This window comes from Sulfurimicrobium lacus, assembly GCF_011764585.1.
Taxonomy (GTDB): domain Bacteria; phylum Pseudomonadota; class Gammaproteobacteria; order Burkholderiales; family Sulfuricellaceae; genus Sulfurimicrobium; species Sulfurimicrobium lacus.
Genome location: NZ_AP022853.1, coordinates 3,725,822 through 3,745,151, shown reverse-complemented (window position 1 = coordinate 3,745,151; position 19,330 = coordinate 3,725,822). Strand labels below are relative to the sequence as shown.

General features: G+C 53.0%; 16 protein-coding genes. 15 read left to right on the top strand and 1 reads right to left on the bottom strand.

Translation table 11 applies throughout. The features are described 5' to 3' along the window. Positions 1-49: 49 nt before the first annotated feature. The 15 genes from SKTS_RS18350 to SKTS_RS18280 all read left to right on the top strand — a co-directional run bounded on the left by SKTS_RS18350 (position 50) and on the right by SKTS_RS18280 (position 18,102). Positions 50-802: a cephalosporin hydroxylase family protein gene (locus SKTS_RS18350; RefSeq protein WP_173068570.1), complete on the top strand. Its 753-nt coding sequence runs from the start codon at positions 50-52 to the stop codon at positions 800-802. Between the two features lie 60 nt (positions 803-862). Further along, positions 863-2,593, top strand: coding sequence for a capsular biosynthesis protein (locus SKTS_RS18345; RefSeq protein ID WP_173068567.1), 1,731 nt, complete (start codon positions 863-865; stop codon positions 2,591-2,593). Next, positions 2,577-3,506 carry a class I SAM-dependent methyltransferase gene (locus SKTS_RS18340; RefSeq protein ID WP_173068565.1) on the top strand — a complete coding sequence of 310 codons (930 nt, stop codon included), beginning with the start codon at positions 2,577-2,579 and terminating at the stop codon, positions 3,504-3,506. The genes SKTS_RS18345 and SKTS_RS18340 overlap by 17 nt, the downstream gene beginning before the upstream one ends. Further along, a complete protein-coding gene (locus SKTS_RS18335) occupies positions 3,503-4,912 on the top strand; it encodes a glycosyltransferase family 4 protein (RefSeq protein ID WP_173068562.1) in 1,410 nt (469 codons plus the stop codon). The genes SKTS_RS18340 and SKTS_RS18335 overlap by 4 nt, the downstream gene beginning before the upstream one ends. A gap of 42 nt (positions 4,913-4,954) precedes the next feature. Further along, positions 4,955-5,839 carry an ABC transporter permease gene (locus SKTS_RS18330; RefSeq protein WP_173068559.1) on the top strand — a complete coding sequence of 295 codons (885 nt, stop codon included), beginning with the start codon at positions 4,955-4,957 and terminating at the stop codon, positions 5,837-5,839. Positions 5,840-5,856: 17 nt separating this feature from the next. After that, positions 5,857-7,035 carry an ABC transporter ATP-binding protein gene (locus SKTS_RS18325; protein ID WP_173068556.1) on the top strand — a complete coding sequence of 393 codons (1,179 nt, stop codon included), beginning with the start codon at positions 5,857-5,859 and terminating at the stop codon, positions 7,033-7,035. Between the two features lie 90 nt (positions 7,036-7,125). Further along, positions 7,126-8,094, top strand: coding sequence for a hypothetical protein (locus SKTS_RS18320; protein WP_173068553.1), 969 nt, complete (start codon positions 7,126-7,128; stop codon positions 8,092-8,094). A 69-nt stretch (positions 8,095-8,163) separates the two neighbouring features. Beyond that, the gene (locus tag SKTS_RS18315; protein WP_173068550.1) at positions 8,164-10,185 is read left to right on the top strand and encodes a glycosyltransferase; all 2,022 of its coding nucleotides are present in this window, start codon (positions 8,164-8,166) and stop codon (positions 10,183-10,185) included. A gap of 104 nt (positions 10,186-10,289) precedes the next feature. Next, on the top strand, positions 10,290-11,813 hold the full coding sequence (locus tag SKTS_RS18310) for a lipopolysaccharide biosynthesis protein (protein WP_173068547.1): 1,524 nt from the start codon (positions 10,290-10,292) through the stop codon (positions 11,811-11,813). 59 nt (positions 11,814-11,872) lie between these two features. Next, positions 11,873-13,609: a capsular polysaccharide export protein, LipB/KpsS family gene (locus SKTS_RS18305; RefSeq protein ID WP_244617390.1), complete on the top strand. Its 1,737-nt coding sequence runs from the start codon at positions 11,873-11,875 to the stop codon at positions 13,607-13,609. A gap of 41 nt (positions 13,610-13,650) precedes the next feature. Continuing rightward, complete coding sequence (locus SKTS_RS18300) at positions 13,651-13,929, top strand: hypothetical protein (protein ID WP_173068544.1); 279 nt, start codon at positions 13,651-13,653, stop codon at positions 13,927-13,929. After that, a complete protein-coding gene (locus SKTS_RS18295; protein ID WP_173068541.1) occupies positions 13,922-14,371 on the top strand; it encodes a class I SAM-dependent methyltransferase in 450 nt (149 codons plus the stop codon). The genes SKTS_RS18300 and SKTS_RS18295 overlap by 8 nt, the downstream gene beginning before the upstream one ends. Positions 14,372-14,450: 79 nt before the next feature. Then, complete coding sequence (locus SKTS_RS18290) at positions 14,451-15,548, top strand: glycosyltransferase family 4 protein (RefSeq protein WP_173068539.1); 1,098 nt, start codon at positions 14,451-14,453, stop codon at positions 15,546-15,548. Next, on the top strand, positions 15,548-16,705 hold the full coding sequence (locus tag SKTS_RS19070) for a glycosyltransferase family 4 protein (RefSeq protein WP_173068536.1): 1,158 nt from the start codon (positions 15,548-15,550) through the stop codon (positions 16,703-16,705). Before SKTS_RS18290 ends, SKTS_RS19070 begins: the two co-directional genes overlap by 1 nt. Continuing rightward, entirely contained in the window at positions 16,651-18,102 is a 1,452-nt protein-coding gene (locus tag SKTS_RS18280; protein ID WP_198420399.1) for an undecaprenyl-phosphate glucose phosphotransferase, read from the top strand. Before SKTS_RS19070 ends, SKTS_RS18280 begins: the two co-directional genes overlap by 55 nt. Before the next feature lie 22 nt (positions 18,103-18,124). Here SKTS_RS18280 and SKTS_RS18275 read toward each other — a convergent pair whose 3' ends face one another. Then, on the bottom strand, positions 18,125-19,318 hold the full coding sequence (locus SKTS_RS18275; protein ID WP_244617530.1) for an ATP-binding protein: 1,194 nt from the start codon (positions 19,316-19,318) through the stop codon (positions 18,125-18,127). Positions 19,319-19,330 lie beyond the last annotated feature (12 nt).

Sequence of the window (19,330 nt, the reverse complement as noted above, 5' to 3'; positions counted from 1 at the left end):
CCGGCTGCAAAGTCGGAAACAATATATTAGAGAAAGCGAGGAGAAGCAGATGAGTGTCTACGATAAGTTCAAACAGGAATGCGCAGAGGAAGTTGCAATTCAGGGCAAGGACCCCTTGCTCACGCGCGCGTCGCACGAATGGATGAACTTGGCCAACCCGAGAAAGTACTCTTACCATTTCGAGTGGCTTGGTCGTCCGATCATCCAATATCCTCAGGATATGGTGGCCATGCAAGAGATCATCTGGACAGTGCAGCCCGACCTGATTTTCGAAACGGGTATAGCGCACGGAGGCTCCTTGATTTTTTCAGCAGCCATGCTGGAACTGAACGCCGCCTGCGGTGGACCGCAAAATGCTGAAGTGTTGGGGCTTGATATCGACATTCGCGCCCATAACCGTGAGGCCATTGAAAAGCACCCCATGTTCAAGCGGATCACGATGCTTGAAGGTTCGTCCATAGACGAAGATGTGGCAGCCAAAGTCCTCAAATTCGCAGAAGACAAAAAACGTGTACTCGTGATACTCGATTCCAATCATACCCACGCGCACGTAGCAAAGGAGTTGGAACTTTATTCCTCGCTAGTCAAGGCGGGTAGCTACTTGGTTGTTTTTGATACAGTGATTGAAGACATGCCGGAAGACGCCTTCCCTGACCGCCCCTGGGGGAAAGGGGACAACCCCAAGACCGCCGTTTGGGAATTCCTCAAGTCCAATGATCGCTTTGAGATCAGCCGGGAAATTCAGGACAAACTGCTTCTGACGGTGGCTCCTGACGGCTACCTGAAATGCGTGAAAAACTAATTCGGGTGATGGACAATTGACTAACTGCAACCCTACTCCTTTTCGAGGAGTGAGCCGCTGATGCTTAATCTATACCGTCAACTCAAGCAACTTGTCCGGCCATTGCGTGAAAAGCAACAAATCGCGACAGGCAAGCAGAAGTCGAAAGCGGCGCTTCCCAATTGGGAAGCGGTAGTCGCCACCAATGAGGTCCTGTGGAAAGACTCTTTGGCGAAGGCCGAAGAGGGTCCGCGCATCCTTATGGCTACAGCCATTGGGGGGCATCCCCAGTTCACGGTGCTGGAAAGCGCTCTCAATGTCGCCTTGACTCTGCGGGGAGCGAAAGTCGATGTTCTGTTGTGTGACGCTGCCATGCCCGGCTGCCAGCGCGCCAAAATTTCCGGGGTTAAACCCCCGGCGTTGGCGGATGGCAAGCTAAAAGACGTGTTTTGTGCGGGCTGCATGGCCACCGGGAAAGCGGTTTTTTCCGCGCCAGGAATCAATATTCTGCAGATGAGTGAACATATCAGCGATGACGAACGAGCCAGGGCGCGAGATATTTCCATCTCCGTTCCGGCCGGCGATATCGCCAGCTACGTTCTGGATGGCCTGCCCATAGGCGAACACGCCATGGCTGGCGCTCTACGCTATTATGGCGTTGGCGATTTGTCCTTGGAGCCGGAGGGCGAGGCTGTTCTTCGGCGCTATCTGGAATCGTCGCTGCTGACGGCGTTCTGTATTAACCGCTTGTTGCTGGATAAAAAGTATGATGCCGTCGTTAATAATCACGGCATCTATGTTCCTCACGGCATTATCAGCGCCGCGTGCCGAAGCCGCAACGTGCGCACGGCATCGTGGAACCTGGCTTATCGCAAGCAGTGCGCGATTTTTAGCCACACCGATACCTATCACCATACGTTGATGGACGAGCCCACAAGCGACTGGGAAGACATGGCGTGGTCCAAGGATCGGGAAGCCGAAATCGTCAATTATCTGGAGAGCCGCCGCAAAGGTAGTCGCGACTGGATTTGGTTTAACCGAGATGCCGACGATGACATGGATCGTTTTGCCGCCACGGTGGGGCTGGATTGGAAGCGCCCGGTGATCGGCATGCTGACCAACGTGGTATGGGACGCGCAGCTCCACTATCCGGCCAACGCCTTTCCGGGGATGGTCGATTGGGTGATGCGCACTGTAGCTTACTTCAGGGATCGCCCGGACTTGCAGTTGTTGATCCGGGTTCATCCCGGCGAATTGGCGCCGCCAGGGGGCTCAACCGTATCGCGGCAACCAATTGTTGAGGAAATCCGAAGTGCCTTCCCGGATATGCCTAAGAATGTCTTCATTATCGGGCCGGAAAGCACGGTCAGTACCTATGCGGCGATGGACCGGTGCGATAGCGTCATTATTTACGGAACCAAGACCGGTGTGGAGTTGACCAGTGTCGGCATCCCTGTGATTGTCGGCGGGGAGGCTTGGATTCGCAACAAGGGCATGACCTTGGATGCATCGAATGCCGATGACTATTTCCGTCATCTGGACACGCTGCCTTTGGGGAAGCGTATGCCCCCAGCGATGATTGAGCGGGCACGAAAATATGCCTACCATTTCTTCTTTCGTCGCATGTTGCCATTGCCTTTCCTGGAACCAGCGCCAAAAGCTTGGCCACCGTTTGAGATCTCAATTAAAAATCTGGATGAATTGTTGCCCGGGGTACACAAAGGGCTGGATGTCATCTGCGATGGCATCCTCAACGGTTCTGCGTTTATTTATCAGGCAGAGGAGTTAGGGCTTCATGACAAGCAAAAATAAAGCGATTTCCCGCGTTGGCCGGGGCCTCAAGAAAATTTTTAGCAGCGGCAATCCTGTAGCCACTGCCAAGAACATCGCGAGTTCTCTCAGCCTTGTGGAGCAGTATAAGAAGAATGGCCGTATCCCCTGGTCTCCGGGGTATGCCAAGTTCAAAAACATGTTCATGATCGAGACGCTCGCAGATAAGAGCCTGATGGAGATATTCCGCCAGGGGAAACCCCTTCCAAAAGGGTTTGGTATGCGCCTCGACGAGCGGGTAGTCGAATGCCCGTGGGCGATCTCGCGTGTGAAGCCAGGCCCGGGATTGCTTCTGGATGCCGGCTCGGTGCTCAATACGCCGATGTTCCTTGATGCCCCCGAACTTAGTCAGCAAAAAATCATCATCTATTCGCTGGAAATGGATTCGGTTCGCCTTGACCCGCGGCTGTCATACCTGCACGGCGATTTCCGTGAGCCGGTGCTGCGGGACGGTATCTTCGACGCCATCGTTTGCATCAGCACCGTGGAACACATCGGAATGTGGCCGATCCCCAAACCGCCATACGATGTGACCCTCAAGATGCCTCAGCCTGAGAAGGATTTGTTCGCCTATCGCGGGGTAATGAAGACTTTCCACAATTTGCTGAAGCCCGGTGGGAGATTGTTGCTAACCGTACCCTACGGCAAAGCCGAGGATCAGGACTGGCTGCAAATATTTGGTGCGGAGCAGATTGCCGATGTCAAAAAATCCTTTGGCGGAGAATGTGTTTCTGAAACGTATTACCGCCATGCTGCGGACGGCTGGCATACGGCCAAGCCCGAAGAATGTGCGGAGCTTGAGTTTTTCAACATCGTGCGCACGCCGGAATTCGGCCCTGATTTCGCCGCAGCGGCACGTGCCGTCGCATGCTTGGAACTAGTTCGAAAAGCATGAAATCAGAAAGCCAGGAACCCATTGCCGTAGCCATTGACGCTCAAATCTCGGCCAAAGCCTCCGGCGGCACAGAGACGGCGTTGTTATCTCTTCTGCTGGCGCTGGGTGCGTCGAAGATTCACGACCGCTTCGTACTAATAGGTTTAAAAGGGTATGCCAACGAGTTAGCTCCCTTTATGGGAGCGAATATGGACAAGTTTGTCTGGCCTGCGAGCTACCGCTGGTACGACCCGGCAATTGAAGGATCCACCGCAAAGAAGTCACGCTGGCAAAAGTTGCAGTCTGTGCTGGGGCCTTTGGGCGGTGTCGTCCAGATTCTATACCGCTACTACGCCGTTAATGCGCCGCTGTCTCCTAAAGCCCGGCGCCTGGCCAAGTATATGGGGCCGATGAAGTTCATGGTGCCGCCTGCGTATCGCCTCTATCGGGGCGTGCGTTATGAGGTCACCAGGCCAATGGTGGCAGCCCGTGCGGACAAAATCTTGAAGTCGAAGAACGTGTCCGTGGTGCATTTTCCTTATCCGCTGCATTTCGATACGGGCTTGCCCTACGTCTACGAGCCGTGGGGGTTGCCGCACCATCATCAGCCCGAGTGCTTTCGTCCAGGCGAGGCTGAGTGGATGGATGGATTGTTTGGCAGGGGCTGTCGCAAAGCCGCCATGGTGGTCACTGCTACTCGCTGGGTTAAGCAAGACATCATTGCCAAATACGGCATTGAGCCCGAGCGCATAGCTGTTATCCCTCGACTGCCTCGATTCGATCACGCCGATCAATTCATGGATCGAGATAAAGCGCTTGCCGGCCTCCCCGAAACATTTGCCTTGTTTCCGTCGGCGACCTGGGTGACCAAAAACCACATCCGCCTTATACGCGCCATTGCCCGGTTGCGAGATGAACACGGTGTATCGGTTAATCTTGTTTGCACAGGCCGCACCGACACGCCGGAATCAGAGCAAATCAATTCCGAGATCGGGCGTCATAACCTGGAAAATCAGGTACAGTTTCTGGGTGTGGTTCCGGTCGAACGGCTCAATACCTTGTACAAGAGCGCCAGGTTTCTGGTGCACCCGTCTATTTTCGAGGGCTTGGGCCTGCCCTTGCTGGAGGCATTCCACAACGGGTTGCCGGTATTGGCTTCAACTGCCGCTTGCATCCCTGAAGTGGTCGGCGATGCTGCCTTGATGTTCGATCCATTCGATGAGGCCGATATTGCCCGTGCTTTGCTGGAAGTGATGCGAAATCCGGAAATGCTCGATGATTTACGCATCAAGGGAACGCATCGCATTGAACATGGGTTTCCCAGTCCGGACAAGATCGCGACGATGTTCGACACCGTTTACCGACACGCAGCCAAAGCTTCCTTAAACAATGAGCAAAAAAAGTTGCTCGATGAGATGCTGAGCTAGCCTGATGGGCTCGAGCAAGGAACCTTTATGATGAATTCCAGAATGAACCCAGAAGACAGTGCGGAGCATTCGCGCACCGTGTTCGATGGTGGCGTAACAATCGAAGGCGATGATGTTGTGGTCATCAAACCGAGCAACAAGATTGGCCGCCTCGGACTACCCCAAGTGTGGGAAAGCAAACACTTGTTGAAGTATTTCGTGCTGCGCTCGATCCGTGGGCGCTACCGCCCGACGTCGATGGGCTATGGCTGGATCATCTTCCGGCCGTTGTTGCTGTGCCTGGTTTATGTCGGTGTGTTTGGCTACATGGTTGGAGTAAAGACCGACCCCATTCCATTTCCGCTGTTTGTGTTTTTGGGTATCAGCCTGTATCTGTTTTTTTCGGGCACAGTATCGGATACGGCGTCGTCGCTGGCGAACAACGCCGGAATTATGAGCAAGGTCTACTACCCGCGACTGATCGTGCCGCTGACATCGCTGTTTGTAAACATCATGGATTTGTTGGCCTCGTTTGCGGTGATTGTTGGCCTGATGTTGATTTACGGGGTTTATCCAGGGTGGAACATTGTGTATTTTCCATTCTTTTTGGGCGGCCTGGCCCTGGTGTCGTTTGCTTTGGGGCTGGTGCTGGCAGCTCATTCCATAGAGCGACGCGACATCATGATGGCGCTCCCCGTGATCATGCGTGTGATGGTCTACGCCATGCCATGCGTATATCCAATTTCCATGGTGCCCAAAAAATTATTGACCCTGTATTACATGAATCCGATGGCATCGCTGATACAGGGCATTCGCTGGTCCTTATGGGGTGAGGTACCACCACCGTTATGGTCGGTGGGTTTGGCTGCCATCATGATCGTTATCGGTATCTATTATGGTCTGGTTGCGTTCACGCGTGCCGAGCGCACCATGGTCGATTCCCTGTAGAGTCGAATGGAGATTTTATGAGCGACACCGTAATCAGCGTCAGGGGCCTCGGCAAGAGTTATCAGGTCGGCGGCAAGCCCCATTGGGCAATCCGTGATATCAACTTCGACGTACAGCGCGGCGACGTGTTGGGTGTAGTCGGGCGTAACGGCGCCGGCAAAACGACGATGCTTCGCGTGCTGTCACGCATCACCGACCCGACCGAGGGCGAAGCCCGCATCAAGGGACGCATAGGCACCCTGTTGGAAACCGGCACTGGTTTCCACCCGGATCTGACCGGGCGCGAGAATGTTTATCTCAACGGCGCCATCCTCGGCATGCGGTCGAAGGAGATCAATGCAAAATTCGAAGAAATCGTGGATTTCGCCGGCATCGGAAAATTCATCAATTCTCGAGTCAAGACCTATTCCTCAGGCATGCGTTCGCGCCTAAGCTTCGCTGTCGCCGCCCATCTGGACACTGAAATCCTGATGGTCGACGAGGTCCTGGCCGTAGGCGACATTGCATTTCAGGAAAAGTGTCTCAACAAGATGGATCAGCTGACCCAGCATCAGGAACGTACCATCTTGTTCGTCAGCCATAGCATGGGGGCGATTCAATCCCTGTGTAACCGGGCGATTCTGATCGAGAACAGCAATGTGCATACCGAAGGCGCCACCGAAACGGTAGTCAGGGCCTACACCACGCTATTGCTTGGTCCAACCGGGGAGGCAGACCTGAGTGTAGCGAAGGGGCGCCCAGGTTCTGGTCTGGTGCGCTTTACCAGTATGCAACTCGAAGACCTGGACGGAAACGCGATCAGCAGCGTTCCTGCCGGAGGCGGGGTCCGCATCGTGTTCGATTACGAGAGCAATCTGGAAAAGCCATCCAACGACGTTATCCTTACCGTCGTCGTCGCCGGAAGCAAGGGTACGCGCCTGTTCGGCCTGCCCAGCGATATCATCCGCTCCGAATTGACGCTGGACAAGAAACGGGGCCAGTTCGTCTGTACCGTTCCCAAGTTGCCGCTGCTTCCCGGCAATTACGACATCGTGGCCAGCTGCATCGTCAACCGCGAACTGACCGACAAAATTTCCAATACGTGCCATATCACAGTCTCCGACAGCAATTACTTTGGAACTGGACGGCTTCAGCAGGGAAACTTGGGCGATGTGCTTGTCGATTTTAAATGGGATTGTTTAAGTAACAATGACTAGAACTTGGTTTCCTAACCCGAAATTTGGCTGTCTCGTGAAAACTGCCGCTGTAATTCGTCATAAAATCAATTTTTTTGAGAAGCCTAACTGATGCCTCACGCCGAATTTCCTCTTTTCAAGAAATTTGTTGATGCGTACAACGGCGAGAATCCGCCAGCTCACTTGCTTTTTGGAGATTCTGTTGCACTCAGGGTTGCGGACGACGACACCTGCCATGACACATTGGAAGACTTGGTATCTGCCGAGCTGGGGGGGCAATCGGCTTGTTGCATTTCACATTCTGCATTCCATTCCCAAGTCTATTGTCTATTCTGCAACTGTCTTCCTAAACTTCGCCATCAGCCCCGTAGCGTCATTATCCCAATTAACCTCCGCTCATTTTCTCTTTCATGGGATCTTCATCCTGATTATCAATTTCTGTGGGAAACCGCCACTCTCGATGATTTTGCACGTGGTATAGATGGGGTGCGGCCACCGATAGAATCTACGCCTGTCGCGAGGGCAGTGTTTCAGGCCGCACCGCTGCATCTGCCTTCAGGTGAAATTCGACCCATCGGCGAGTTCTTGGAGATCATTGCTGCCCGGGTGAGTAAAGAGTCAGGTTCCGCATGGAAAAACCGAATTCGAGATATTTTTACATTCCATTATGTGCATAACCTCTATCCAGCGCACCGCAAGCTACGATACTTAGGTTCGGCCGTAAAAAACCTGCAGCGTAGTGGTATTGGCGTAGGGCTGTATATCACGCCTATCAATCACCGTGCTGGCAAGAAATATGTAGGTGGGGCTTTCGAGCGGAATGTCTCCAGTAATATAGCGATTATCGAAAAGTATCTGCGGAATTTCGGTGTAAAAGTGATTAAAGGTTCCGAGCTAACTCCGGGTAACCGCAAGGCATTTGGTCCGTCCATATTAAATCTCGCATATGACTGCGATGAATCTGATTTTTTTACACCACATAATGCTACTGAGCACTTGAGGTACACGGCAAGGAAGAACTTGGCGATAAAAATCGCGTCGCTTTCCAAGGCTGTAGAAGTCGTTTTTGACCGGCCCTGAGTCGATTGGAACCCCTTGCATGCCTTTGCCACGAAAGAATTCTAAAAGCAATGGAAAAGAGATTCATATATGGTTGAACTAGCTGGACTGGATCAAGCCGTTTTCGGAGGAACCAGGGAACCCGGCACATCAAGGCCTTTCGCAAATCAGGTCGCCGGGAATTTAAATTCTGCTCATTTTCCTCTTGTCACTATCGGCCTTCCGGTTTTCAATGGAGCCACCACATTGGCGGCGGCACTGGAAACGCTGGTAAGGCAAGACTATCCAAACCTGCAGATCATTATTTCAGACAATGCATCCACCGATGGGACCTTGGCGATCTGTGAGGAGTTCGCTCGCGGGGATCCGCGTATCCGCATTATCCGAAAGCAGGTAAACGAAGGGGCTGTGGCCAATTTCAGGACCGTGCTGGATGCGGCTGAAGGCGAGTTCTTCATGTGGGCGGCTGCGGACGATTACTGGTATCCGCACTTTATAAGTCGGCTGCTGCCCGCATTGCGAGCTGACTCTGCAGCCGGGGTCGCAATGTGCGCAGTTGACCGGCGCCTCCCGGACGGAGCTCCATTTGACCTGATCCGGTTCATCGGCGACATGAATCCGAACGGAATGGGGCACCTGCGATTGCTGGGAAAAATCCTGTCAGGGGCCAAGTACAACTTGTTTATTTATGGATTGTTCCGCAAGCCCCTTCTGCAGCGTGCGATGCGTCACTTTCCGGTGGTGCTTGGGGGAGACCGGCAGTTTATTGCCCAGATGGCCCTCGCCTGCCGGTTCGCCTATGTGGACGAGATACTTCTCACGCGCACTCATCAGCCGAAGAATTTTGATGCATACATGGAAACAATGGCGAAAAGGGGGACTTTGCGCAGGCAAATGATTTCATTTGCCGGCACGATTTTAGGTTCTAGCGTTATCCCGTGGTGGCGGAAGGCATGCCTTCCTGTCGCACTAATGCAATATTTCATGTTGAGCATTCCGCAAAAACAATTTAAGAGATTGAATATGATCAAAATAATTGCACGTAAATTTTTTATATCGCCCAGGTCGCTGGTAATGGCAATCGGGTTGTTTGGCGTTTCTGCTGTCATCGGCGGGTTTTTGGCTTATCTGAATGTGATCTCGTCAGAATTCGCCGTTGGCACCCTCTCCGCTGCTTGGCTATTGGTCGCCGCTGTGCTGCTTAACAGAGGCTGGGCAATTCGAGCCCAGAAATCCATCGAGAGAAAGCTTTCTGGCAATGATCAAGAAATAAACCGGACGTTGAGAGAGCTACGGTATCTTAGTGACACGCTCCTTCATCCGGATCTGGCTGTAGCCCGAACCAAAAGCAATCAATTGTCAGATCACGCCGTCCAGCGTATTGAGAAACATCGCAAGGTGGTGGAGTTCGTTCGCAATTTGGAAGATAGCCGAATCCGCGAGGTGTACGTTCAGGAACTCTTTCCTGGCATTGAAAAAGAGTCCGTTCCCATAGGGGTGATCAACGAGTTAACGGGCCACGCGAACAAGACCGATATGTTGTACGTGTCAGCGGTTGCAAAACACATCGGTGCCAAGAAAATGTTCGAGTTCGGCACCTACATGGGGCGCACCACCTTTCATCTGGCGCATAACAACCCCGATGGTCAGGTGTTCACATTGAATCTCCCGCCAGAAAGGGATCCCCGCTATGCGCCTTATATGGGGGTGCTGTTTAAAGGGCGAGAAGAAGAAAAGCGTATTACGCAAATACACTCTGATTCACGCGAATTCGATACGGCACCGTACCGTCAGCAATTCGATTTTGTGTTCGTTGATGGTGACCATAGTTATGACCTGGTGAAGAATGACACCCAAAAGGCGTTTGAACTGATAAAGCAGGGTGGTGTCATCATGTGGCACGACTACGCGCCAAAGTCCGATGGACTGGTTCGTTTCTTCAAGGAATTTACACAAGATCGGCCGCTTTTCCGTATCCGTTCAACATGCTTGCTGGTTTATATCGATGGTGTCGATGTTATGAACCACAAGCTAGGCAATCTACCCCATAGCCTTGAGTTGGAGTATCGGGAGGAGAACCCATACCTCGTCGAATCTATTTACCATTCATAACCAGGGTGGTAAGGACATTCGGATATTGCGTTAAGTGATGAACTTGCTCAAACCAAGCCATACTGGTCAGAAGAGCAGGCATAGAAGAAGAATGAAAATGCGCAATGTCTGTCAAGCGTAACGTCCTCTCCAATTATCTCGGACAAGGCTGGTCTGCCGTCATGGGCCTGGCCTTCGTTCCGCTTTACATAAAGTACCTGGGAATAGAAGCCTATGGCCTGATTGGTCTGTTTGCTGTCATGCAGGCTTGGCTAAGTTTGCTCGATCTGGGCATGACACCGACGCTTGGGCGCGAGATGGCACGTTTCACGGCGGGAGCACACACCGCAAAATCCATCCGCGACTTGCTGCGAAGCCTCGAAATCGTTTGTTTTGGCTTGGCGCTGTTAATCGGGCTCGTAATATGGGCTGCATCCGATTGGCTGGCTAACGCATGGCTCCACGGCGAACGACTACCCGTTCACGTGATTGCTCAGTCCCTTACCATCATGGCGTTGGTTGCGGCCTTGAGGTTTTGTGAAGGGATTTACCGTAGCGCACTTATGGGACTCCAAAAGCAGGTCTGGTACAACGGCACACAGGCCTTGATTTCTACGCTGCGCTATGGCGGCGCGTTGAGCATACTTGTGCTGTATTCGCCGACCATAGAGGCTTTTTTTTATTGGCAGGCACTGGTTTCCTTGCTAAGCCTGATAGTGTTTTCATCAAAACTGCAATCGATCTTGCCGAGGTCAGAAGTTCCAGCGGCTTTTTCGCGCAAGGCGCTAACAGCAATTTGGCGATTTGCCGGCGGAATGATGGGCATCACTTTTCTTAAACTCATGCTCACACAAGTAGACAAGGTGCTGCTGTCACGCCTTCTGTCGCTAGAGAATTTTGGGTACTACACTTTGGCGGCCACTGTTTCTACCGTCTTGTTTTCGCTCATCGGTCCAGTTACTCAAGCGATATACCCTCGCATGGTGCAGTTGGTTGTTGAGGGTAATCAGTCGAAGGTCATCGCCCTTTACCATCAAGCGGCACAGCTTGTCACTGTATTAACATCGTCTGGACTTCTACTGCTGGTGTTTTTCGCCGAGAATGTGATTTACATATGGTCCGGCGATATTGAATTAAGCAAGAATGTCGGCCCTATACTTTCCATACTGGCATTGGGCAGCTTTTTAAATGGGTTGATGTGGATGCCATACCAGTGCCAACTTGCCCATGGATGGGTTAAATTAGGGGTGGGAATCAATGCAGTCGCAGTAAGCATACTGATTCCCGCGATCCTTTGGCTGGTCCCAAAGTATGGTGCAATGGGCGCTGCGTGGATATGGGTGGCGCTAAATGCTGCGTATGTATTAGTTGGCATCCAATTCATGCATTTAAAGCTGTTCCCTACAGAAAAATGGCGCTGGTATGGAACTGACGTGATATTGCCACTTTTAGGACCTCTTGTTGTTCTAATAGCAGCATATCTTGTTAAACCGAGCGGTTCGGCTAGTCGAATTGAATGGTTTTTGTTTTTGATATCCTCAGGCACCCTCGCTTTCGCCGCGTCTATCATGTTGGCCAAGCATACCAGGCGACAATTAAGCAAAGTATTTTCAATTCTGATAATAAAATCGAAGGCCCTAATTTCCTAAGGCCTGTTAAAAAATGTTGTCCATATCCTTGGCAACCGGTTACGTAAGGTTTGACAACTATGTCCCGAAATCTTGATCAGCTAAAAGCGAATGCGGTTAAGATCATTAAGCGCTTCCCATACTTGGATAGCCGGCTTCAACTTGCGCGTCGAAAAATCCTGTCGACAGGAGAAGGCTACCCCGATTGGCAAAGCATTCTCGGAAACAGCCAGGGACAATGGCAGGCGGCGTTCACTGCCGCTAAACAGGGCAAGAAGGTTCTGATCGCTACCAGCATCGGTTCTCATCTCGCCGCAATGCAGATGGAAACCGCGCTTGCGGTTGCCTTGACGTTACGGGGTGCCGATGTACATGCCTTGCTCTGTGATGAGCTCTTGCCTGGCTGCCAGATGTGCGAGCCGCGCTTTTTCCCTAGCTCGAAACGGTTTGCCGACTATGGCCCGACCAAGGACCTGTGTCGCGACTGCTACCGTCCCGGTCGCAGGGTCTATGAAGATATCGGCATCAAGGTGCACGCATATTCCGATAGCTTGACCGAGGAAGACAAGCGCTACGCAGGGAAATTGGCAGCGGAACTCCCGCTCGATGAAATCGAGGGTTTTGTGTTGCATGGCCTCAAGATCGGTGAGCACGCCAAAGCAGGAGCGCTAAGGTTTTTTGCCCGAGCTACCCTCGACGAAGAGCCGCTGGGCGAGCAGGTTTTGCGCCGCTATCTGGAGGCCGCAGTGCTGACCGCCTTGTCGATACCCAAGCTTCTGCGAAGCGAAAAATACGATGTGGCGGTTTTCCATCACGGTATTTATGTGCCGCAAGGCATCATCGGCGAGGTGGCGAGGCAAGAGGGGGTCCGGGTCGTCAACTGGAACCCGGCCTATCGGAAGAACTGTTTTATTTTCAGCCATGGCGACACCTATCACCATACTCTGATGGACGAACAAGTGTCGGTGTGGGAAGACATGGAGTGGACACCTGAGCGGGAAAAAACCATCACCGGTTATCTACGAAGCCGCTGGGAAGGGGAGAACGACTGGATACGCTTCCACGAAAACCCTTACTTCGAGAAAGATCGGATTCTCGCCGATATCGGCTGTGATCCCGCTCGCCCGATCATTGGCCTGCTGACCAACGTGATGTGGGACGCCCAGCTGCATTACCCTGCCAACGCCTTTCCGAATATGCTCGAATGGCTGCTTTCTACTGTCCGCTATTTTGAAAAAAGACCTGACCTGCAACTGGTAATTCGGGTGCATCCGGCGGAAATCCGGGGCTCGGTACCTACACGGCAGCCGGTGGCCGAAGAACTGAAAAAGCATTTCCCACAGCTTCCCGCGAATGTCTTTGTGGTTCCTCCGGACAGCAACATCAGCACCTACGTGCTTTCAGAACTCTGCAATTCGGTGATTATTTACGGCACGAAAACCGGGGTGGAACTGACCAGCGTCGGGATTCCGGTAATCGTGGCGGGCGAGGCGTGGATCAGGAATAAAGGTGTAACGACCGATGCCGATTCAGAATCGGCCTACAGGGGAATCTTGGATATGCTTCCCGTCGGTTCGCGTTTGCCGCCTGAAATTGTCCAGAGAGCGCGAAAGTATGCCTATCATTTCTTTTTCCGGCGGATGATCCCGGTGGGCTTTTTCGAGAAGGGCCCGGGGTGGCCGCCATATAAATTCGGTTGTACAAGTACAGAGTGTTTAGAGGAGCGAGTCGATAGCGGTCTGGACTGTATATGCGAGGGCATCCTGAATGGCGCGCCATTTATCCACGACTCGGCGCCCGTTCTCACCGGGCGTTGAACCGCCACTGAAACCAATGTTAAGAAACAAACGGAAAATCCATGATTGAAACCAATTCCAATGTGTCGACCGACAAGGCTTTTTATGATCAGGAACCGGTGGGTTCAGGAAAAGCACATGAAAACTGGATGCGAGAAATCGAGTTTTATTTCCTCTCGTACGCCGACAAGCTGAACACCGAGTTGTTGGGGACAAATGGAGCCATCGCCGAGTTGGGGGCTGGAAGCTGTGGACTGAGTGTGTGTTGCAGCAGGTTGCCCAACGTTAAAAAGATTTATGCTGTAGATATCAGCATGCATCCGGATGCAGAAGATGATTGACCTTTCCGGGGTTGCGCTGGGCGGCGACCTGACAAAAATCGAGCCGTTGGAGGCCGATTTTAATTTGCGACTGCCATTTCCTGATGCTTCTCTGGATGCTGTTTTATTTGATGCATCACTGCACCACAGCCGATCCATGTGGCACTTGTTGGCGGAATGTCGCCGGGTGCTCAAAGAAAATGGCGTTATTGTTGCCCAGAGAGAATCTTACTTGAGCGCGTTCCGCGCGAAGAAACAACTAGCCAAGCTCCTGAGTACCCCGGAAGTTTCGGCGAATGTTTCCGAGAACATGTATTTGTTGGCGCAGTATAAATACTATCTGCAAGTGCATGGCTTCGATGTCTCTTTTATACCGTGCTCGCCTAGCAAGTTGAAACGTGCTCTGAGCGCGTTTAATGGTGGTGTTTTTTGCGATGGGGTGCTTTGGTGTGAGAAGCGGTAAAATCTTGGGGACCGCCGAACTTTCTACAGGTAAGGCGCCAGCCAGCCCCTCTCCTTTCCTGAAAGGGCGAGGGCGCTCAATGAATCCACAGCAAATATTTATCAATGGCCGCTTTCTTGCTCAGTCCGTGACGGGTGTGCAACGCTACGCGCGTGAAGTCGTTTTGGCGCTGGATGATTTGTTGGAAGCGGGTGAAATCGATCGCAACCGTTATGCCTTTGTGATTGTGTCGCCTGCCGGCGCAAGCGATTTCCCCGGCCTGAAACACATCGCCATCCGTTCCATGGGACCATTGCGAGGCCAGGCTTGGGAGCAACTTTTTCTGCCAGCCATTTCAAGGAAGGAGTGGATTCTCAGTTTCTGCAATGTCGGACCGCTTATTAAGCGCCGCCATGTGGTTACTATTCACGACGCTTCGATTTTTGCCTATCCGGAGGCTTATTCCCCTGGTTTTCGTGCGTGGTATAAGTTTGCCTTGCCGCTCTTGGGCAAGACAGCAGCGAAGATTGTTACAGACTCTCACTTCTCGGAAAGCGAACTCATCAAGTATTGTGGATTGCCGCCGGGTAAAATTGCGGTGGTGCCTCTCGGTGTCGATCACATGAGCCGCTTGCAGCCAGATTACGATGTTTTCCAGAAACATCGGCTCGGTGAAAAGCCTTACATTCTCGCAGTCAGCAGCCTGAGCCCGCACAAAAACTTCATGCGGCTGGTTCAGGCTTTTGACCTCTTGCGGAATGAGGATGTGGATATTGTTGTCGCGGGGGGGGCTAACTCTAAAGTGTTCAGCAATTCTCGTTTTTCTTCACACCAGTCCAACGTACATTATCTTGGCTACGTCAGTGATGGAGAGCTGAAAGCGCTTTACGAGCGCGCGCACTGTTTCGTATATCCCTCGCTTTATGAGGGGTTTGGTTTGCCGCCCCTGGAGGCGATGGCTTGTGGGTGCCCGGTCATTGTTTCCAATGCGGCTTCGCTGAATGAGGTCTGCGGCGCGGCGGCGCTATACTGCGATCCAAAGTCACACGAAGACATTGCGGACAAAATTGGCTTGTTGCTGACCGATGAGGCATTGCGTGAAAAATTATGCGAAACGGGAAGACTGCGGGCCGCAAGGTTTCTGTGGACTGACACAGCTCGTGCTATTTGGAAAGAAACCGTGAGAATGATTAATTAATGAAAATCGCGATTGTTCATGACTGGCTGACTGTTTATGCCGGCGCCGAGCGGGTGCTGGAGCAGATGCTGGCTTGCTATCCGGATGCCGATCTTTTCAGCACCGTCGATTTTCTGCCCGACGGCCAGCGGGGTTTTATACTGGACAAGCCGGTTGCCACTTCCTTCATCCAGCATCTGCCGTTCGCAAAATCCAGGTATCGCAACTATCTCCCGCTCATGCCGCTTGCGGTTGAGCAGTTCGACCTTTCCGGCTATGACGTGGTTATTTCAAGCTCGCATGCCGTGGCAAAAGGGGTTTTGACCGGGCCGGATCAGTTGCATCTGTGCATGTGCTATTCGCCGATTCGCTATGCCTGGGATCTGCAGCACCAATATCTGAAAGAATCCGGTCTTGATCGCGGCTTCAAGGGCTGGCTGGCCAAGTGGCTGCTGCACAAGATTCGTATCTGGGATGCGCGGACTGCGAACGGGGTGGATGGATTCATGGCGATTTCCGCTTTTATCGCGCGGCGTATCTGGAAGGTTTACCGCCGGGAATCCAGCATTGTTTATCCGCCAGTCGATGTGCATGCCTTCGAACTGCGGGAGGAGAAGGAGGATTTTTACCTGACGGCTTCCCGCATGGTGCCTTACAAGAAGATCGATCTGATTGTCGAGGCGTTTTCCGGAATGCCGGACAAGCGACTCGTGGTGATTGGCGATGGGCCTGATTTCGACAAGATCAAAGCCGAAGCGGGCGGCAATGTCGTTTTGCTGGGCTATCAAAGCCATGCCGTTCTGAAGGATCACTTGCAGCGCGCGCGTGGCTTTGTTTTCGCGGCGGAAGAGGATTTCGGCATCGCGCCGCTGGAAGCGCAGGCTTGCGGCACGCCGGTGATTGCCTTTGGCAAGGGCGGTGCGCTGGAAACGATTCGCGGCCTGGATGACGAATTGCCTACCGGTGTGTTCTTTTTTGAGCAATCGGTTGAGGCTATTCGGGATGCAGTGAGCCGGTTCGAGCAGGCAGGGCAACAAATTCTCCCCGTCAGCTGCAGGGAAAACGCGATGCGCTTCTCACCCGAGTGCTTCAGGCAGGCGTTCGGGACTTTTGTCGAGGATGCGTGGAAGGCATTCCAGGCGAGAACGAATCGCAAAGTGGAGTGTTCGTTACCGTGATGCGCCGTGGCTTGTTAAAAGAGCATTCCAGCATACTGAATGCCGTGCTGCATCTTCTTGATTGGGCGGGCATCATCTTTGCCGCCTGGCTGGCTCACCGCCTCTACCTGGGTAATTCGAGCTTGCCTGCTGCATATGGCGTAGTGATTGGCATCGTGGTGCTGTTGTCGGCGTTATTGTTCCCGCGTTTCAATCTCTATGAGGCATGGCGCGGCGCGTCGCTTTTTGATGAGGTGAGGGCGATGACGCTGGCCTGGGCGCTGGTGCTGTCTCTGCTTTTTGCCTTTGCCTTTACCACGAAGATGGGAATTCAGTTTTCCCGCGGCTGGATTGGTATCTGGTCTGTGCTGGGATGGAGTGCTCTGGTCTGCGGGCGACTTCTGCTGCGCGTGGGTTTGCGCTGGCTGCGCAGCCATGGTTATAACCAGCGGCGCATTGTGATTGTGGGAACCGAGGGCCTCGGCGAGGAGTTAGCTGAGCGGCTGCTGATTTCTCCCTGGATCGGCCTGCAGGTAACGGGTTTTTTTAATGTCGGCGGGGGGGCTCCGCAGCCAGGTGTGCCGGTATTGGGCGGGCTTCCCGATGTGGCCGATTATGTGGCGAAGGCGCGCATCGACCAAGTGTGGATTGCCCTGCCGCTCAAGGATCAGGACAAGGTGGAGTCCTTGCTACATGAGCTGCGCCATAGCGTGGTGGATATTCGCTTTGTCCCGGATATTTTCGGTTTCCGGCTGCTGAATCACTCCGTGACCGAGGTGGCAGGGTTTCCGGTGATGAATCTTTCCGCCACGCCGATGGTGGGGGTGAACCGGTTGGTGAAGGCGGTGGAGGACAGACTGCTCGCGCTGCTTATCCTGCTCATGATCTCTCCCCTGATGCTGTTGATTGCACTCGGGGTGAAGCTGTCTTCGCCGGGCCCGGTACTGTTCAAGCAGGGGCGGCTGGGTTGGGATGGACAGCCGTTCAAGGTGTATAAATTCCGCAGCATGGTGGTGCATCAGGAAACCGGCGGCCAGCTCACCCAGGCAAGCAGGGGCGACGCCCGGGTGACCCCGTTTGGCGCATTTTTGCGCCGGAGCAGCCTGGACGAATTGCCGCAATTCTTCAATGTGCTGCAGGGCACGATGTCCATCGTTGGCCCGCGCCCGCATGCCATTTCACATAATGAGCAGTACAAGGAATTGATCGACGACTATATGCAGCGGCACAAGGTAAAGCCGGGCATCACCGGATGGGCCCAGATCAATGGCTGGCGCGGCGAGACGGATACGCTGGAGAAAATGAGCAAGCGGGTTGAGTACGACCTTTACTACATTGAAAACTGGTCGTTGTGGTTTGATCTGCGGATTATTTTGCTGACGGTGTTCAAGGGGTTTATCAACAAGAACGCGTATTGAGGGTGGGTTTGGCCAATGGCGATTATTGTGCTCGAACGATTTCTCTTGCCAACTCTTCTAAAGAGATCGCTTCAATATCGCTCGCCAATGGATAGCGTTCCTCGCCGGGATAAACAACAAACTTCCGGACGGGCGCAAGGTCTGCACAGGCTTCATGAAAACCTCTCGCCACCTTCGGGCTAAGGCTACGCTTGATCTCAATGGCCCACAAACTCCCATCCGGCCATAACAGTAATAGGTCTATCTCGGCGCCGCCGCTAGTCCGATAAAAATAACCCTGTACTTTGTTTGAGGTACATGTGAGCAGATTTTCGATAACGAAGCACTCCCAGCTTTGCCCAATAACAGGGTGTGCGAGAAGCGTTTCCTTATCGGAAATGTTAAGCAGTGCGTGAACGAGGCCACTATCTCGCACAAAAACCTTGGGCGACTTGACCAATCGTTTTCCCAGATTTGCATGCCACGGCGACAGGCGCCGCACGAGTAACAGATCGACGAGCAGATCTAGATAACCTCCGGCGGTCTTTACATCTACACCAAGGTTGCGGGCGAATTGAGCGGTGTTGAGTAATCCCCCCTGATGGTACGCCAGCATGGACCAGAAGCGGCGCAAGGTTTCAGCCGCAATGCGCGGACCAAACTGCGGAATATCCCGTTCCAAGTAGGTGCGAATAAAATCCTGTCGCCAGCGCAGACTTCGTGCGGCATCGGATGCAAGGAGGCTTTCTGGGAACCCACCACGCACCCACAAATCGTCTGCCGGCAATGATCGTGTTTCCAGAACATTGAAAGGAGAAAGCTCCAAATAAGCGATACGACCAGCCAAAGTCTCGCCGGATTGTTTGAGCAAGTCGAGCGAGGCGGAGCCAAGCAGCAAATATTGCCCGGATTTACGCCCAGTTCTTCGTCCTTGGTCAATTAGTCCGCGCAGGACGGGGAACAAACCCGGGGCTCTATGTACTTCGTCGAAAATGACCAGCTTATCCTGATGGTCTGCCAGGTAAAGCTCGGGTTGCGCTAATTTGGCGCGATCCCGTTCGGATTCAAGGTCAAGATAGATTGCGCCATAGCGTTGGCCGATTTCCAATGCTAGCGTGGTCTTGCCAACTTGGCGCGGCCCGAGCAGTGCCACCGCCGGGGAGTGGGCGATTGCATCTGCAAGCTGCGAAGAAACAATCCTGTCTATCATGTGCGCAATTGTGGAGTTGTGTTCCATGAATTGCAAGGA

Excerpts from the sequence above, each read along its gene's own strand:
- SKTS_RS18350 (WP_173068570.1), top strand. The coding sequence starts at position 50 with ATGAGTGTCTACGATAAGTTCAAACAGGAATGCGCAGAGGAAGTTGCA.
- SKTS_RS18345 (WP_173068567.1), top strand. The coding sequence starts at position 863 with ATGCTTAATCTATACCGTCAACTCAAGCAACTTGTCCGGCCATTGCGT.
- SKTS_RS18340 (WP_173068565.1), top strand. The coding sequence starts at position 2,577 with ATGACAAGCAAAAATAAAGCGATTTCCCGCGTTGGCCGGGGCCTCAAG.
- SKTS_RS18335 (WP_173068562.1), top strand. The coding sequence starts at position 3,503 with ATGAAATCAGAAAGCCAGGAACCCATTGCCGTAGCCATTGACGCTCAA.
- SKTS_RS18330 (WP_173068559.1), top strand. The coding sequence starts at position 4,955 with ATGAACCCAGAAGACAGTGCGGAGCATTCGCGCACCGTGTTCGATGGT.
- SKTS_RS18325 (WP_173068556.1), top strand. The coding sequence starts at position 5,857 with ATGAGCGACACCGTAATCAGCGTCAGGGGCCTCGGCAAGAGTTATCAG.
- SKTS_RS18320 (WP_173068553.1), top strand. The coding sequence starts at position 7,126 with ATGCCTCACGCCGAATTTCCTCTTTTCAAGAAATTTGTTGATGCGTAC.
- SKTS_RS18315 (WP_173068550.1), top strand. The coding sequence starts at position 8,164 with ATGGTTGAACTAGCTGGACTGGATCAAGCCGTTTTCGGAGGAACCAGG.
- SKTS_RS18310 (WP_173068547.1), top strand. The coding sequence starts at position 10,290 with ATGTCTGTCAAGCGTAACGTCCTCTCCAATTATCTCGGACAAGGCTGG.
- SKTS_RS18305 (WP_244617390.1), top strand. The coding sequence starts at position 11,873 with ATGTCCCGAAATCTTGATCAGCTAAAAGCGAATGCGGTTAAGATCATT.
- SKTS_RS18300 (WP_173068544.1), top strand. The coding sequence starts at position 13,651 with ATGATTGAAACCAATTCCAATGTGTCGACCGACAAGGCTTTTTATGAT.
- SKTS_RS18295 (WP_173068541.1), top strand. The coding sequence starts at position 13,922 with ATGATTGACCTTTCCGGGGTTGCGCTGGGCGGCGACCTGACAAAAATC.
- SKTS_RS18290 (WP_173068539.1), top strand. The coding sequence starts at position 14,451 with ATGAATCCACAGCAAATATTTATCAATGGCCGCTTTCTTGCTCAGTCC.
- SKTS_RS19070 (WP_173068536.1), top strand. The coding sequence starts at position 15,548 with ATGAAAATCGCGATTGTTCATGACTGGCTGACTGTTTATGCCGGCGCC.
- SKTS_RS18275 (WP_244617530.1), bottom strand. The coding sequence starts at position 19,318 with ATGGAACACAACTCCACAATTGCGCACATGATAGACAGGATTGTTTCT.